15 protein-coding genes are annotated in these 14,995 nt (G+C 68.7%); 4 read left to right on the top strand and 11 right to left on the bottom strand.

The window, feature by feature from the left end:
- The first annotated feature begins 240 nt into the window (after positions 1-240).
- From ING98_04425 to ING98_04410, 4 genes are all read left to right on the top strand, one after another.
- The gene (locus ING98_04425; protein ID MCA3101096.1) at positions 241-1,221 is read left to right on the top strand and encodes a tripartite tricarboxylate transporter substrate binding protein; all 981 of its coding nucleotides are present in this window, start codon (positions 241-243) and stop codon (positions 1,219-1,221) included.
- A 61-nt stretch (positions 1,222-1,282) separates the two neighbouring features.
- Positions 1,283-2,701 carry an MmgE/PrpD family protein gene (locus ING98_04420; protein ID MCA3101095.1) on the top strand — a complete coding sequence of 473 codons (1,419 nt, stop codon included), beginning with the start codon at positions 1,283-1,285 and terminating at the stop codon, positions 2,699-2,701.
- Between the two features lie 123 nt (positions 2,702-2,824).
- Positions 2,825-4,084: an alpha-hydroxy-acid oxidizing protein gene (locus ING98_04415; GenBank protein ID MCA3101094.1), complete on the top strand. Its 1,260-nt coding sequence runs from the start codon at positions 2,825-2,827 to the stop codon at positions 4,082-4,084.
- Between the two features lie 47 nt (positions 4,085-4,131).
- The gene (locus tag ING98_04410) at positions 4,132-4,866 is read left to right on the top strand and encodes a transporter substrate-binding domain-containing protein (GenBank protein MCA3101093.1); all 735 of its coding nucleotides are present in this window, start codon (positions 4,132-4,134) and stop codon (positions 4,864-4,866) included.
- A 27-nt stretch (positions 4,867-4,893) separates the two neighbouring features.
- Here ING98_04410 and ING98_04405 read toward each other — a convergent pair whose 3' ends face one another.
- The 11 genes from ING98_04405 to ING98_04355 all read right to left on the bottom strand — a co-directional run bounded on the left by ING98_04405 (position 4,894) and on the right by ING98_04355 (position 14,971).
- Positions 4,894-5,049: a hypothetical protein gene (locus ING98_04405; protein ID MCA3101092.1), complete on the bottom strand. Its 156-nt coding sequence runs from the start codon at positions 5,047-5,049 to the stop codon at positions 4,894-4,896.
- A 5-nt stretch (positions 5,050-5,054) separates the two neighbouring features.
- Positions 5,055-6,056, bottom strand: a complete 1,002-nt coding sequence (locus tag ING98_04400; protein MCA3101091.1) for a tripartite tricarboxylate transporter substrate binding protein — start codon at positions 6,054-6,056, stop codon at positions 5,055-5,057.
- 18 nt (positions 6,057-6,074) lie between these two features.
- Positions 6,075-7,025, bottom strand: coding sequence for a hypothetical protein (locus tag ING98_04395; protein MCA3101090.1), 951 nt, complete (start codon positions 7,023-7,025; stop codon positions 6,075-6,077).
- Positions 7,022-8,074 carry a glycosyltransferase family 4 protein gene (locus ING98_04390; GenBank protein ID MCA3101089.1) on the bottom strand — a complete coding sequence of 351 codons (1,053 nt, stop codon included), beginning with the start codon at positions 8,072-8,074 and terminating at the stop codon, positions 7,022-7,024. The genes ING98_04395 and ING98_04390 overlap by 4 nt, the downstream gene beginning before the upstream one ends.
- A 59-nt stretch (positions 8,075-8,133) precedes the next feature.
- Complete coding sequence (locus tag ING98_04385; GenBank protein ID MCA3101088.1) at positions 8,134-8,538, bottom strand: 6-carboxytetrahydropterin synthase; 405 nt, start codon at positions 8,536-8,538, stop codon at positions 8,134-8,136.
- 15 nt (positions 8,539-8,553) lie between these two features.
- Positions 8,554-9,570, bottom strand: a complete 1,017-nt coding sequence (locus ING98_04380) for a zinc-binding alcohol dehydrogenase (GenBank protein MCA3101087.1) — start codon at positions 9,568-9,570, stop codon at positions 8,554-8,556.
- Positions 9,563-10,393, bottom strand: a complete 831-nt coding sequence (locus ING98_04375) for a RibD family protein (GenBank protein ID MCA3101086.1) — start codon at positions 10,391-10,393, stop codon at positions 9,563-9,565. The genes ING98_04380 and ING98_04375 overlap by 8 nt, the downstream gene beginning before the upstream one ends.
- Before the next feature lie 33 nt (positions 10,394-10,426).
- Positions 10,427-11,413, bottom strand: coding sequence for a hypothetical protein (locus ING98_04370; GenBank protein MCA3101085.1), 987 nt, complete (start codon positions 11,411-11,413; stop codon positions 10,427-10,429).
- Positions 11,413-13,149: a glucans biosynthesis glucosyltransferase MdoH gene (gene mdoH / locus ING98_04365; GenBank protein MCA3101084.1), complete on the bottom strand. Its 1,737-nt coding sequence runs from the start codon at positions 13,147-13,149 to the stop codon at positions 11,413-11,415. The genes ING98_04370 and mdoH overlap by 1 nt, the downstream gene beginning before the upstream one ends.
- Before the next feature lie 75 nt (positions 13,150-13,224).
- The gene (locus ING98_04360; GenBank protein ID MCA3101083.1) at positions 13,225-13,746 is read right to left on the bottom strand and encodes a cytochrome b; all 522 of its coding nucleotides are present in this window, start codon (positions 13,744-13,746) and stop codon (positions 13,225-13,227) included.
- 253 nt (positions 13,747-13,999) lie between these two features.
- Positions 14,000-14,971, bottom strand: a complete 972-nt coding sequence (locus ING98_04355; GenBank protein MCA3101082.1) for a tripartite tricarboxylate transporter substrate binding protein — start codon at positions 14,969-14,971, stop codon at positions 14,000-14,002.
- Positions 14,972-14,995: the final 24 nt, after the last annotated feature.

Raw genomic sequence — 14,995 nt, 5'->3', positions numbered from 1 at the left:
TTTGGCGCGGGGGCGCGATTCTATCCGAGCCCACGAATGGCGAAAGCCCGCCCGGTGACACCCGGCCCACGCCGGCACCGACTGCCACACTCCGGTACAGTCGCACGAAACAACCGTCCTGATCCATGCGACCTGTCACCGCGCAGGACGCCGATGAGAGCGAGACGAACGGATTGCGCGCCGGCACCTGTTTGATCCCGCACGGCGAGGACGGCCAACCGGATCCGGAGGAGAGTTACCATGAACACACCGCTGTCCTGCGCGGTGGCGACACTGGCCGCTGCTGCCGGTATCGCCCTGCCCTCGACCACCCTCGCCCAGGCGTGGCCTGCCAAGCCGGTGCGGGTCGTCATCCCCTGGCCCGCTGGCGGCTCGAACGATGTCGTCGGCCGCATCGTGATGCAGGAACTGTCGCGTACCCTCGGCCAGCAGTTCGTGATCGACAACCGGGCGGGTGCATCCGGCGTGGTCGGCGCCGACCTGGTGGCCAAGGCGCCGGGCGACGGCTACACCCTGATGGTCCACTCGACCACCCATGTCGGCAATGCACACCTGTACGGGAAGAAGCTGACCTACGACACGATGAAGGACTTCACCGGCGTCGGCATGCTCTCCTCGCAGCCGGGAGTGCTGACCGTGCATCCATCGCTACCGGTGAAGACGCTGAAGGACTTCATCGCGCTGGCCAAGGCGAAGCCGCGCCAGATCAACTATTCCTCGTCGGGCAACGGCAGTGCGCCGCACCTGCAGATGGCGCTGCTGATCTCGATGGCCGGCATCGACATCACTCATGTGCCGTACAAGGGCGGTGCACCACAGGTCGCCGCGCTGCTCGGGGGCGAGACCCAGGCCTCGTTTGCCACCATCGGCACGGTGATCAGCCAGATCCAGGCCGGCAAGCTGCGCCCGCTCGGCGTAGGCTCGGCTACGCGCACCAAGGCCCTGCCGGGCGTGCCCACCATTTCGGAGGCGGGGCTGCCCGGCTACGACATGAACCCATGGATCGGCGTGTTCGCCCCGGCCGGAACACCGAGAGCCATCATCGACCGGCTGAACACCGAGATGAACCAGACCCTGTCGATCCCGGAGGTGATGTCCACCCTGGCGAAGCAGGCACTCGATCCGGCACCGACCACGGTCGACGAGTTCAACCGCATCCTGCGCGTGGACTTCGAGAAGTACGGCAAGCTGATCGCGCTGACCGGCGCGAAAATTGAATGAACGTCGGTCGAATGAAAGTCGGTCGAACATGCTTCCTGGCGCGACGCACGGGAGGCTTCCGGTGAGCGCAGCACACGACGGCATCCCCGGCGCCGAGGGCGCCACGGTAGCCCAGGCGCGCTTTGCGTCCGCACTCGGGTTCGACCGGCTGCCACCCGAGGTGGTCGAGCGCACGAAGACCTGCGTGCTCGACACCCTCGGCTGCTGCCTGTTCGGGTCGACGCAGCCGTCGGTGCGCAAGCTGACCGCCATGGTCGCCGGCGAAGACAGTGGCGGCAGCGCGATCCTCATGGGGACCGCACGGCACGCAAGCGCCTCGATGGCGGCACTGGTCAATGCCACCGCCGCGCACAGCTTCCAGCTCGACGAGATCCACATCCAGGCCACGCTGCACCCTGGCTCGGCAGCGCTGCCGGCGGTGCTGGCCGTGGCGCAGTGCGCCGGGCGGCCGGTCAGCGGGCGCGAGGCGATCACCGCGCTGGTTGCCGGCTACGAGACGGCGCTGCGCACCGGGATGGCTGCGCGCGGCTCGATCTTCACGCGCGGCTACCACAACCAGGGCGCCACCGGCGCGCTCGCCGCTGCGGTCGCAGCCGGGAGACTGATCGGCCTCGATGCGCTGCAGATGCAGCACGCGCTGGGCATCGCCGGCTCGCAGGCTGCCGGACTGATGGCCGTACAGGAAGGTGCGATGGCGAAGAGCTTCCACTGCGGGCGGGCCTCGCAGGGCGGCGTCTATGCCGCGAAGCTTGCCGCCCTCGGCTACACCGGCATTCCGCAGGTGCTCGAAGAGCCCTATGGCGGCTTCCTCAGCACGATCGCGATCCCGGCACAGTGCGATGGCGAAATGCTCGCCGCAGGACTGGGCGAGCGCTGGGAGATCCTGAACGTCGGCTACAAGCCGGCGCCGGCCTCCAACGGCAGCGTGAGCGCGATGACCGCCCTCGATACGATCATGCGCGAACACGCGATCGACGCGGGGCAGATCGAGCGCATGACCGCGCATGTCAGCAGCAACACGCTCGGCCACTGCGGCTGGGAGTACACCCGCGACAAGGTGCAGGGCGTGCTGGCCGCGCAGATGAACCTGCGCTACGGGCTGGCGGTGATGGCGCTCGAGCGCGAGGCTACCGCCGCCCAGTTTGCTCCGGAGCGCCTGTTCGCCCCCGAGACGATGGCCTTCCTGCCGCGCATCCATGTCGAGCACGAGCCGAAGTACGACGGCCACGGCGGCATCTACCGGGTGGCCTGCCGGCTGCAGGTGCAGACGCGGGACGGACGCCTGCACGAGACCGAAGTGCTGTTCCGCAAGGGCAGCAACGAGGATCCGATGAGCGCCGGGGAACTGCGCCACAAGTTCCTCGGGCTGGCCTCGCCGGTGCTCGGCGAAGGCCGCGCACGGGCGCTGACCGATGCGGTCGACCGGCTGGAAACGATCGACGATCTCGGCGCCCTGTCTTTGCTGCTTGCGGCCACTTGAGTGAGCGTGCGCTCACATCCGGACATCGCGCTACCATCCCGGCATTGAGGGCGAACGTCATCGGGACTGCCATTCGCGCACCCGTGGCCGACGGCGCCCGGACCGCGACCTGAGGAGACACGCGTGGCCAACGACAAGCTGAACGCCTACAACATCTTCGACCTGCGCGAGCAGGCGCTGCGCCGCGTGCCGAAAGGCCTGTTCGAGTTCACCGACCGCGGCACCGAAGACGAAGTCTCGCTGAAGAACAACCGGTCGATCTTCGACGGCATCCGCTTCAAGCCGCGCACCCTGGTCGACGTGTCCAAGCGCACCCAGGCCACCACGATCTTCGGCGTGAACCACAAGATGCCGATCGCCATCGCACCGACCGGGGTCGCCGGGCTGATGTGGTACGAGGGCGAGGTCGCGCTGGCGCGCGCAGCGCGCGCGGCCGGCATTCCGTTCACGCTGGCCACCGGTTCGGTGACGCCGATGGAGAAGGTCGCGAAGGAAGCCGGCGGCGACCTCTGGTTCCAGCTCTACATGTGGCCCGACCGCTCGCTGTCGCACGAGCTCGTGATGCGCGCGCGCGACGCCGGCTACAAGGCGCTGATCGTCACCGTCGACGGCGTGTCCTCGGGCAACCGCGAATACAACATCCGCAACGGCTTCACGATCCCGTTCACCTTCTCGACCCGCAACATGGTCGACATGATGAAGCACCCGCGCTGGCTGTTCGGCACGATGGCGCGCTACCTCGCCACCAGCGGCATGCCGACCTATGCCAACTATCCGGCCGCAGCGCGCGCGAAGCTCACCGCCGGCCCGGTGGGCCGCTCCAGCCTGCGCTCGGACTCGATCAACTGGGACGACCTCGACGCGCTGCGCAAGATCTGGCCGCACAAGCTGATCGTGAAGGGTGTGCTCGATCCGGCCGACGCGCTACGCGCAGTCGAACACGGCGCCGACGGGATCGGCGTATCGAACCACGGCGGCCGCAACCTCGACGGCATCATCTCGCCGATCGAAGCCCTGCCCGAGATCGTCGACGCGATCGCAGGACGGGCGACCGTGTTCATGGACAGCGGCGTGCGGCGCGGCAGCGACGTGGTGAAGGCACTCGCCCTGGGCGCCGACGCGGTGATGGTCGGCCGCGCCACGCTGTACGGTGTGGCCGCCGGTGGCGAGGCCGGTGCCGCCCGCGCACTCGACATCTTCCGCGACGAGATCCACCGCGTGCAGGCGCTGCTCGGGGTGCACCACCTCGGCCAGCTCGGCCCGCAGTACCTGAAGCTGGTCGACCCGACCCTGCGTGCGCCGAAGTACGTACGCCGACCGCTGCAGGCCGTGCCTGCCGATCCGGCAGCGGCCGCCGCCGCCGAGGCCGCCAAGCCGCGCTGAACGGCAGCCCCGGGCGCATTGCCGCCCACCCGATGGAGCCAGAGAAGATGACCGTGGTATCCCCTGCCGTACTCGCCGACCTGGCACCGACTGGCAAGCTTCGCGCCGGCATCAACTTCTCCAACTTCCTGCTGACCGCGCGCGAGCCGGACGGCACGCCAAGGGGCGTCGCGCTCGACCTCGCGCATGAACTCGGGCGGCGGCTCGGCGTGCCGACCGAGATCATCGAGTTCCCGAACCCGGGCAAGCTGGCCGAGAGCGCGGACAAGGGCATCTGGGATGTCGGCTTCCTCGGTGCCGAGCCGGCGCGCGCGGTGCTGATCGATTTCTCCGCGGCCTATGTCGAGATCGAGGCCACCTACCTGGTACGCGACGGTTCGCCGTTGAAGTCGATCGCCGATGTCGACCGCGATGGCGTGACGGTGATCGTGCCGGCCAAGGCCGCCTACGGGCTGTGGCTGGCGGCCAACCTGAAGCACGCAAAGCTCACCGGCGTCGACATGGCCGATACGGCCGCCCGCCGGTTCGTCGAGGAGAACTTCGACGCGCTGGCTGGCCTTAAGGATCGACTGACCCAGGACGTGGAGAAGATCCCCGGCACGCACCTGATCCCCGGGCAGTTCGCAGCCGTGCAGCAGGCGGCGGGCACGCCGAAGGGTCGCCCCGCCGGCAACGCCTACCTGTGCGATTTCATCGAGGACGTGAAGGCGTCGGGCCTGGTCGCGAAACTGATCGACAGGCACAACGTCGGGCACGGGCTGGCGGTGGCGCCGCAGCGCTGAGAGGTCAGGCCGGTCACCGGCCCAGATTCAGCTCCATCTGCTCCAGCACTGCTCGGCCATGAACGCATAGCGCCCGGTGACCTGGGCGCGGTTCGCCGCATGGCCCGCCTGGTCGAAGGACGCATCGAGTTCGGCCTGGTCCGGGTCGAGCCAGACGACAGAGCCACGCGTCGGACCGTGCATCGCCCTTACTCCGCCTTGATGCCTGCAGCCTTGATCACCTTCGGCCACTTCGCCAGTTCCGCTTCGAGGAACGCGGTGAAGCGCGCCGGCGTGCTCGCGACCGGTTCGTAGCCCTGGTCGCGCAGGCGCGCCGCAACCTCCGGACTGAACAGGGCCTTCGCAGCCTGCGACTGGATCGTGTCCACGAAGGGTTTCGGCGTACCTCCGGGGAACAGCAGGCTCTGCCAGGTCGCCACTTCGTAGTCCGGGAAGCCCCCCGCTTCGGCGACCGTCGGCACGTCGGGCAGCGACGGCGCACGCTTCGACACGGTCACGGCCAGCGCACGCACCCTACCGGACTTGATGTGCGCGGCGGCCGACGGCAGCGTCGAGGACATCACCAGCACGCGGCCGCCGAGCAGGTCGGCCAGCGCAGGTCCGCTACCCTTGTAGGGAATGTGTACCATGCGGATGCCGGCCACCACGTTCAGCAGCTCTCCCGCCAGGTGCTGCGGCGAGCCGGGGCCCGGCGATGCGTAGTCGACCTGCCCCGGCCGGCTGCGGGCGAAGTCGATCAGTTCCCTGAGGGTGCGCGCCGGATGCGACGGATGCACCAGGAATACGTTCGACGACTCGGCGAGCAGCGTGATCGGCGTGAAGTCCTTGCCCAGCCGCAACGGCCGATCGGGCGACAGAGCCGCGTTGATGACCAGGCTCGCGCCGCCGAGCAGCATGGTGTGGCCGTCGGGCAGCGCTCGGGTGACGATGTCGCTCGCGATCGCCCCGCTGGCACCGGGCCGGTTATCGACCAGCACCGAATGCCCGAGGTACTCGCCCAGCTTCTGCGCGGAAATCCGGCCAACGGTGTCCGACGCGCCGCCGGGGGACTGGCCGATGATCAGGCGGATCGGCCGCTGCGGATACGGCGCCTGTGCGGCGGCGTCGCCGGTCGCGAGTGACGGCAGCAGTACGGCTGCAGCGATGATCGCGGCTACCGATGTATCGAGAAGACGTCGATGGCATTGCATGCGGCACCTCCTGCGGGGTTATGCGGGCAGCGCCACCACGTCACGATGCCCGACCTGCAGCGTCAATGTACCGGCGGCGGCCTGCCGCCTGCGCAGCATTGCCCACTGGTTCACCGGGTCGACCAGCGCCCCCTCGGCCGACAGTGTCGAGTCCGCCACCGCGGCGCATTCGTCAACCATCCGCAGCAGCATCCCGTCCTGTCCGGCTTCGATGCGCCAGTCGCTGCGGGCGCTTTGCGTACGATAGCCCCGCGCATCCAGCTTCGCCAGCAGCGCGGCGGCGGCGGCCGGGCCGACCGAGGCTCCGAAGCCCTTGTCGCCCCGCTGGTGCCGCTCGAACGCGGCTGCGATCGCGGCATCGCCGTCGGCGGGCGGCTGCCACTCGCGCCGACCATCCACCGTGAGGGTGGCCAGCAGCGGCAGCGCCGCGGCGGCGACACGATCGGCCAGCCGCTCGAGCCATGCGTCCGATACCAGGTCGAGGAAGGCGGTGGTGGTCACACCATCGAAGGACCCCAGGTGCAGCTGGTCGAACGATGTCTGGAGGTCCAGCCGGCGGGCGCGCACGCGCCACTGCGCACGGCCGGTATCGATCAGCAGGCCACCGGCGGCGGCGCTGCAGTGCCAACCCTGCGCGCCTGCCCAGCGGCCGAGCGCGCCCGCCTGCGCCGCGATCAGTTGCGGATCGTGGTCGACGAGCAGCCAGTCCTGGTCGCCCGGTATCTGAGGCGCCAGCACGCGCAGGTTCGCACCGGCACCTGCAGCAAGGTCGACCATGCGCGCTGCCCCAGGCCTCCAGGCGGTTGGCGCCGTACCGACGGGCGAGGCGGCATCAGGTGTACTGCCTGTCGTGCGCATCGATGCCCGCGCAACGACCGCCGAGATGAAGCACCGCGCCAGAGCGCCATCGCGCGCAGCTGCATCGAACGGCTCGCGCAGCGCGAGCCAGCCGGCATCGAAGCCGCTCATGCCGCGAGCCGATCGGCTGCGTCGGCCCAGTGCCGTACCGCCGTCGGCCAGTCGGGCAGCGCAGCCGCTGCCTCCAGGGCGCCGGCGGCAAGCTGCTGCCGCAGGGCTGCATCGACCATCAGCCGTTCGAGCGCAATGCGCAACGCATCGACGTCGCCGGCCTCGACCAGCAGACCCGCCGTCTCCGGCACCGTATCCGGGATCGCGCCTGCCGTGGTTCCGATTACCGGAAGCCCGCGCGCCATCGCTTCTGCATAGGCCATGCCATAACCCTCGTGGCTCGATGGAAGGACGAATACGTCGGCATCGTGCCACGCTTCGCGCAACGCATCCGGCCCCACCTCGCCCGCAAGTGCCACGCGGCCATCCAGTCCATGGCTGGCGATCGCAGCACGCACACCGGCGACCGCAGCGAGATCGCGCTCGGTGCTGCCGATGCAGTTCAGGCGCCACGGTAATGCCTTCAGTCCGGCCAGTGCTTCGACCAGCAACCGGTGTCCCTTGCGCGGCACGACGCTGCCGATCGACAGCAGCCTCAGCGTGCCGCCATCACCCGCACCCGCCAGCTGGTGTACGGCGTCCTCCGGCGGGCGCTCGGTGCCGGGCGGCGTGACCGCGATGCGCGCCGCGTCGACGCCCGCGTTTGCGAGGCAGCGCGCCGTGTGCGCACTCGGGCACAGCAGCCCGCGCAGCATCGGCCACAGCCTGCGCTCGATGCCGGCCATGCGCTCGGCCATGGCTGGCGCAATGCCGGTCTCGAGCGACAGCGGATGATGGATGAAGCCGAGCAGACGAAGGCGCTTCGCCTCGGCCTGCAGGCAATCTGCGAAGCCCGGCAGCGCGAGCCCGTCGATCACGGCGAGGCTTCCGTCGGGCAAGGCATGCAGTGCATCTGTTGCAGCCGCGCGCGCAGCCGCGTCCGCATCGGGATAGGCGCCGGGCAGTTCCACCACGCGCACGCTGCGCCCCGATGCGCGCAGGCCGTCAACCACCCGGCGGTCGAACAGATAGCCGCCGGTAAACTGGTCCAGTGCGCCGGGTACGAGCATTGCCAAAGGCGATCCAACCTCTGCCAAAGGCGATCCAGCCCGCACCACGGGCGATCCGGTCAACGCAACACGCCTTCGTAGCTGGCCCAGGCGACCGGCGACTCGCGCAGCGTCACCCGCATGGATGCCAGTTGTCCCGCCGTACCGGGTCCGACCTCTCCGGCCGCGATCCGTGCCTGCATGCGGCGAAAGATCTCGCCCGCCATGAACTCGGTGGTGGTGTTGCGGCCGGCCAGTTCGGGCAGCGTGTCGAGATTCTTGTAATTGAGCCCGGCGAGCACGTCGCGCAGCGCCTGCAAGGCAAGACCGATGTCGCACACCAGCCCGTTCGCATCGAGTTCTGCGCGACGCAGCTCGATCTCGACGCCGTAGGTGGCGCCGTGCAGCTGCTGCGCCGGGCCGAAGATCTCGCCGTTGAAACTGTGCGCGATCATGATGTGGTCGGAAACGGCTAGGCTGTACATGCGGGTACTCCAGGATCAGGAATAGGTCACGACGGTGCACAGCGCACCATCGGGTGAATGGGCGAGCCGCGCCATCGCGTAGGGCAGATCGTCGAAGCCGACCTGTGCCTCGACCAGCGCATCGAAAGCGTCGTCGGCCAACAGGTCGAGCGCCAGCGCCATGCGCCGGCGGGTATCCCAACGCGCGCGCTGCGCGGTGGCAACCGCCCCGACCTGCGACGAGCGGAGTATCAGCCGGCGGCTGTGGAAGGACTCCCCGAGCGGCACGGGCACGCTGCGATCGCCGTACCAGCTCATCTCGAGCACCGTGGCCTCGAAGCCGGCGAGCGACAAGGCGGTCGCGAGCCCGTCCGGATGGCCACTGGCATGCACGACGATGTCGCGCTCGCCGGCTGCGTCGGACGGCAGCACATGGCGCAGTCCGAGCCTGCCGGCAACGGCGGCACGGCGTACGTCCGGGTCGACCAGTTCGACCTCGACACCGGGGATGCGCGCGGCGAGCGTCGCGACCAGCAGGCCGACCACGCCCGCGCCCACGACGGTGAGCCGGTCGCCCAGGCGCGGAGCGGCGTCCCACAGGCCGTTGACTGCGGTCTCCATGTTCGCGGCAAGTACCGCGCGCGGCGCCGGAAGCGACGCGGGCAGCCGGGTGACCCATCCGGCAGGCACGACATAGCGGTCCTGGTGCGGATGCAGGCAGAACACGCGCTGCCCGAGCAGATCGTCGACGCCGTCTTCGACCACACCGACCGAGCAGTAGCCATACTTCACCGGCGCCGGAAAGTCGCCCTGCTGGAACGGGCAGCGCATCGCCTGCCACTGGCTCGGTGGCACCGCACCCCGGAACACCAGCGCTTCGGTGCCGCGGCTGATGCCGCTGTACAGGCTGCGTACGCGTACTTCGCCCGCTCCGACCGGCGGCAGCGGCGCATCGCGCAGTTCGCCCCGAGAAGGACCGGTGACCCAGAATGCACGCGCGGTGGCGGCAGGAACATCGGCCCCGCTGCCGCCGTTCGCGATGCCCTCAAGCATGGGCACCCGGCCCGGCATCAACGAGCGATTCGAGATCGCATTCGATCATCACGTCATCGCCCAGCATCACGCGCCGGGTGCGCGGACGCAGGCTCAGCCCCAGATCGCGGATCTCGGGCAACGTGATGGCGGGGCGGCCCGAGCCCAGGATCACCGGTGCCACCGTGACCTGCAGCCGGTGCAGCGCGCCCGCCTCGAGGAATCGTGACACGGTGATGCCGCCGCCTTCGACCAGCAGCCGATGCAGCCCGCGCCGAGCCAGGACACGACAGATCTCGCGCGGATCCAGGCCACGCGCGCCGCGTTCGACCGGTACGACCTGCGCGCGGCCGACGCGTTCGCCCTCCTGCCCGCGACCTGCGGCCACCAGCAGCAGCGTCGGCGCGGCATCGTCGACGAACACGCGCTGTGTGCCATCGAGTCGACGTTCGGGATCGATCACCACCCGCACGGGGTGGCGGCCGAGGCAACGGCGTACGGTCAGCTGCGGATCGTCATGCAGGACGGTGTTCACGCCCACCAGGACGGCATCCGAAATCGCGCGCATGCGATGCGTGTGCAGCAGGTCTTCGTCACCGCTGAGCCAGCGCGACATGCCGCTGGCGGTCGCGATCCGGCCGTCCAGGCTCTGCGCGAGATGGCCGACCACCAGCGGCCGGTCCCGTCGTCCCGCACACAGCGGTCCGTACAGAGATACCAGCGGGTCGTGCGGCCACTGCGCGAGCGCCACGGTATCGCCATCGAGCAGCGCCTGCCATTGCACGCCGCCAGCCGGCGCCGGTTCGGCGGAAGGATGGGCAGTCACGTCGAGTTCGGGCGGCATGGGTCGGTGTTCGGTTTCGATGCGGGCGGAATATCAGCGGGGCGCGAAGGCGGTGAAGCCGTCGAACACGATATCCGGAGCGCTGAGGTTGTGATGCGAGGGCTCGCTGCGACCGAAGCGCGCAGCTGGCGCGCGAATGCCCCCGAAGGAAAGAACTGGTGCGGTCGACTGCGTGCCGGCAGCCCCGGCGTTCCAGGCGACCAGCGACACATCCGCCTGGTCAGTCGTGACGAACATCGACCGCAGCGCCGCGAACGGGCGGTCGGGCGCCAGCGGCCGGTCGAGCGACAGCGACAGCACGAGCTGCTTGCGCGACACCTCGGAGACGCCCAGACGCCCGCGCGAACCATCGCGGAACACCAGGTCGAAGTTCTCGCGCACCGGGTCAAAGGTGACTTCGCGCAGCGCGACATACGGACGACCGTCATGCTCTACCGGGCCGAACAGAAAGGAACTGCCATAGGCACTGTCGGGCAGCGTCGATGGCGGCAGCGGCTTCGGACGCCAGTAGCCGTCCGACGGATAGAGCACGAGTATCTCGACATCGCGCGGTTTGGGCTCAGGGCCGGGAACCGCCAGCCGCACCAGTTGCACGAGATGCAGGCCGCGCTCCACGCGGTCACCCACGCGGAAGTCGACCGACTCCGGCCGCCAGAACGTCGGGAATGCGTGCCCCACCAACCGCGTGCGGGCGTCCTCGTACAGGATCACGGTCCGCGGTTCGAACTTGTACACCGGGTCGTTCGACATGTCGCAGTTCGTGAAGTCGGGGTCTGTGCTGTCCTTCACCACCGAGGCAATGTACGGCGGATGTTCGGCCACGATCCGGAACGCGGAGATGCCGGTGCCCACGACCTTCACATAGACGTTGTCTTCTTCGGCGCACAGCGTCGGCTGGCTCGCGTTGATGAATTCGGCCTGCACCGGCATGGTTGCCCGGCGCGCCGGGTCGATGACCGTACAGCCGACCGTTCCCGCCAGCGCAGTAGCCGACAGCAAGCAGACAAGGATCTTGCGCATCAGCCGTTCGCCGCCATCGAAGGCTCGAGGCCGGGTGCGAACAGTTCGGCGGCGGCAGCGTCGGTCGCCACCACCGCAGCCGGCCATGTCTCGTCGGGCGTGCGGCAAAGACCGGCGCGCGCCATCGTCCGACCGAGGGCAGGCGAGGCCGTGGCCATCGCGAGCGGTATCGCCAGCAGCAGGCCGAGGTAGATCGGCAGGCCGAACCAGAACGCCCCGGGCGCGATCCACAGCGTCGCGCCAGCCAGGACCAGCCCGGTCAGCGCCTGCGGCCAGAGACAGCGAACCGCGACCGACAGCGGCACCTGCGCGGCGTCGCGCTGCTGGGAGGTCCAGCCGACGCGGCGACCGAACGGCAGTCCGAGCAGGAAGATGCTGATGGCGACTGCCGAGACAGGTGCCAGCAGCGTGGTCAGCAGCAGTTCGATGAAGGCACTGGCCAGGATGCGCAGCGTTCCGCCGAAGGCAGCACGCAGGCGCGCACGCGCCAGCACGTTGAACAGCGTCGCCAGCTTCGGCGCGAAAGTCATGGTGAGTATGGCCACGAACAGCATCAGGCCGGTATCGGGGCGCAGCGGCAGCTGCCGCACCAGCCCCGCGAACATGAGCAGCAGCCAGGCGAGCGAGCCGAAGTACATCGCGATCGCCAGCACCAGCTGGATGCGGCTGACCGGCAACAGGTCGCGCAGGCCGAGCAGCTTCAGGTACTGCATGTTGCCCTGGCACCAGCGCAGGTCGCGGCGGATGAACTCGGGCAGCGCCGGCGGATTCTCTTCCCAGCTGCCGTCCTCGACCGGCAGTACCCGTACTTCGTAGCCGGCACGGCGCATCAGCACTGCCTCGACCTGGTCGTGGCTCAGCACATGCCCGCCGAGCGGCGGGCCGCCGGGCAGCACCGGCAGGTGGCAATGCGCGGTGAACGGCGCTACACGCAGGATCGCGTTGTGGCCCCAGTACGGACCGCAATCGCCCTGCCAGAATGCGGAGCCGAGCGTGTACGACCGCATGCCCAGGCGCATGCCGAACTGGAACACCCGCGCGAACGGGCTCGCGCTCGGCAGGCCGGTCACCAGTGTCTGCACGATGCCGAGGTGCGGCCGCGCCTGCATGATGCGCACCAGCCGCAGCATCGACTCCGCAGTCATCACGCTGTCGGCATCGAGCACGATCGCGAACGGGTGGCGGTCGCCCCAGCGCTCGCAGAAGTCGCGGATGTTGCCCGCCTTGTAGCCGGTGCAGACGCTACGCTGCCGGTAGGTCACCTGCACGAGACCGTCGAAACGCGCGGACAGGGCCGCAGCCGTCTGCGCTTCGGCAGCGGCAATCGCTGCGTCGTCGCTGTCGCTCAGCATGTAGAGATGGAAGGCGGACGCATGGCCGGTGGAGACCAGCCCCTGCAGCATCCACTCGAGGTTGCGCTGCAACCGCCGCGTATCCTCGTTGCGCACGCAGATCAGCAGCGCGGTGGAGCTATCGATAGGCGCATCGTCAGCCACGTTGCACAGGTCGGGTGCAACTGCCTGTGCCGGATCGCGGCTGAAAGTCATCACCGCGAAGCCGATAACGGCGTTCCAGAACCCGATGGCGGTCCAGGGCAGCGTCAGGGCGAACAGCGCCAGCATCAGCAGCCCGATCGGATCGACATCGTCGACGAACAGCGTGAGCGCCATCAGCCACAGAAGCGCGCCCGAGGTCGAAAGCACCAGCGCGGCGAAGCCGACGCGACGCCACGTCATCGAGGGACGGATATTTCCGGAGGCCACGGCCAGACGGTCCGCGGCAGGTGTGTCGTTAGACATCTGTATCGCCTGCTAGGTCATTCGTTTCAGGAGGCCGTCGCGACGGACGAACGTGTGGTAGACCACGCCGGCCAGATGGCCTCCGATCAGAAGGATGATCGTGATCGCCCCGCACCAGTGGAACAGCGAAAGCCATTGCGCCAACGACTCATTCTTGCCAATCGGAGATGGCAGCGGCAGCACGCCGAACACCGACAGCGGGAAACCCCAGGCGTTGGTCGCGAGGAATCCGATCACCGGCATCAGGAGCAGCAGCGCGTATAACGCGCCATGGGTCAAATGCGCGCACAAGCGGACCCATGTCGGCGTATCGTCTGCCAGCGGAGGCGGCGGATTCAGCCGACGATAGACGATGCGCGCCAGGGCGAGGACGAACACAATCACGCCCAGACTCTCGTGCACGTTGTAGAGGCGCATCTTGAATGCCTCGTCGGCCGGCTCGAAGTAGACGATCCAGAGCCCGGCGACGATGATCACCAGCATCAGGGCGGCGGTGATCCAGTGCAACCATCGTGCAGGTGGCAGGTAGCGCAAGGCAGGCAGGATGCGGTCTCCGGGCGGGCTCTGGCGACGACAACAGGGCCGCGCCTTCGGGGTTTTGCCTGCAGGCTGCAGGGCAAACCCCGGATGCTACTACGCCGGCACGCGAGAAACCGTGTGATTCTGCGTGTCTGACCGTCAGCAGCTCGGTGCATCAACGCCAGAACACGACGCCCGTCCGACAGCGATGCGGCGAAGGCGCGCCGCGAACGTCGGCCCCGCGACAGGTCACGCGGGCCGCCCCGGCTCAATCGACCTGGATGTTCGCGCCGCGGATGACCTTCTCCCACTTGGCGATCTCGGTCTTGATGAAGGCGGTGAACTCGTCAGGCGTGCTGCCGATCGGGTCGGCACCCAGACTCGCGAACCGTTCGCGCACATCGGCGTTCTTCAGCAGGGCGGCCGTGTCGCGCCAGGCCTTGTCGACGATCGGCTTCGGCAGCCCGGCCGGCCCGAGCATCCCGAACCAGAGCGAGACGGCGTAGCCCGGCACGCCAGCTTCGGACACCGTCGGGATGTCGGGCATCGCGGCCGACCGCCGGGGGCTGCCGATCGCCAGCGCGCGCAGCTTGCCGCTCTTGATCTGCGCGCCGATCGAAATCAGGTTCTCGAAGATCATGCCGGCTTCGCCGCGCATCAGGCCGATCACCGACTCGGTACCCTTGTAGGGCACGTGCACGATATCGACCTTCGCCAGGCTCTTGAACAGTTCCATCGCCATGTGCGGCGAACTGCCGTTGCCGCCGGAGGCGTAGTTGAGGCTGCCCGGCTTCGCGCGGGCCAGCGCGAGCAGCTCCTTCACCGACTTCACAGGCAGGGACGGATGCACCGCGAGGAAGGTGTCGATCGACACCACCTGCGTGATCGGCGTGAAGTCGCGCAGCGGGTGGTAGTCGAGCTTCCGGTACAGGCTGAGGTTGGCGGCGTGGCTCAGGCCGACCATGAACAGCGTGTAGCCATCCGGCGGTGCCTTCGCCACGATCATCGCGCCGATGTTGCCACCGGCCCCTGGTCGGTTGTCGACCACGATCTGATGCCCCCAGTTCGCGGTAAGTCCCTGGCCAACGACGCGGGCAAGGCCGTCGGTCGCGCCGCCCGGCGGGAACGGGATCACCAGCCGCACGCTGCGCTGCGGGTAATCCTGGGCGCAGGCGCCAGCGCTGAGGATCGCGGCGAATGCAGCTGTCGAAAACAGGAAGGCGCGGGCAGGCAGTTTCATTCGAAGGCTCCGGTGTCGGTACAT

The sequence above is a fragment of the Rhodocyclaceae bacterium genome (assembly GCA_020248265.1).
Taxonomy (GTDB): domain Bacteria; phylum Pseudomonadota; class Gammaproteobacteria; order Burkholderiales; family CAIKXV01; genus CAIKXV01.
The sequence above is the reverse complement of the archived record's forward strand: the minus strand, read 5'-3'. Positions and strand labels throughout refer to the sequence as shown.

What these genes read in the sequence shown, in the direction of transcription:
- ING98_04425 (MCA3101096.1), top strand. Translation starts at nt 241, where the DNA reads ATGAACACACCGCTGTCCTGCGCGGTGGCGACACTGGCCGCTGCTGCC.
- ING98_04410 (MCA3101093.1), top strand. Translation starts at nt 4,132, where the DNA reads ATGACCGTGGTATCCCCTGCCGTACTCGCCGACCTGGCACCGACTGGC.
- ING98_04405 (MCA3101092.1), bottom strand. Translation starts at nt 5,049, where the DNA reads ATGCACGGTCCGACGCGTGGCTCTGTCGTCTGGCTCGACCCGGACCAG.
- ING98_04400 (MCA3101091.1), bottom strand. Translation starts at nt 6,056, where the DNA reads ATGCAATGCCATCGACGTCTTCTCGATACATCGGTAGCCGCGATCATC.
- ING98_04395 (MCA3101090.1), bottom strand. Translation starts at nt 7,025, where the DNA reads ATGAGCGGCTTCGATGCCGGCTGGCTCGCGCTGCGCGAGCCGTTCGAT.
- ING98_04390 (MCA3101089.1), bottom strand. Translation starts at nt 8,074, where the DNA reads ATGCTCGTACCCGGCGCACTGGACCAGTTTACCGGCGGCTATCTGTTC.
- ING98_04385 (MCA3101088.1), bottom strand. Translation starts at nt 8,538, where the DNA reads ATGTACAGCCTAGCCGTTTCCGACCACATCATGATCGCGCACAGTTTC.
- ING98_04380 (MCA3101087.1), bottom strand. Translation starts at nt 9,570, where the DNA reads ATGCTTGAGGGCATCGCGAACGGCGGCAGCGGGGCCGATGTTCCTGCC.
- ING98_04375 (MCA3101086.1), bottom strand. Translation starts at nt 10,393, where the DNA reads ATGCCGCCCGAACTCGACGTGACTGCCCATCCTTCCGCCGAACCGGCG.
- ING98_04370 (MCA3101085.1), bottom strand. Translation starts at nt 11,413, where the DNA reads ATGCGCAAGATCCTTGTCTGCTTGCTGTCGGCTACTGCGCTGGCGGGA.
- mdoH (MCA3101084.1), bottom strand. Translation starts at nt 13,149, where the DNA reads ATGACGTGGCGTCGCGTCGGCTTCGCCGCGCTGGTGCTTTCGACCTCG.
- ING98_04355 (MCA3101082.1), bottom strand. Translation starts at nt 14,971, where the DNA reads ATGAAACTGCCTGCCCGCGCCTTCCTGTTTTCGACAGCTGCATTCGCC.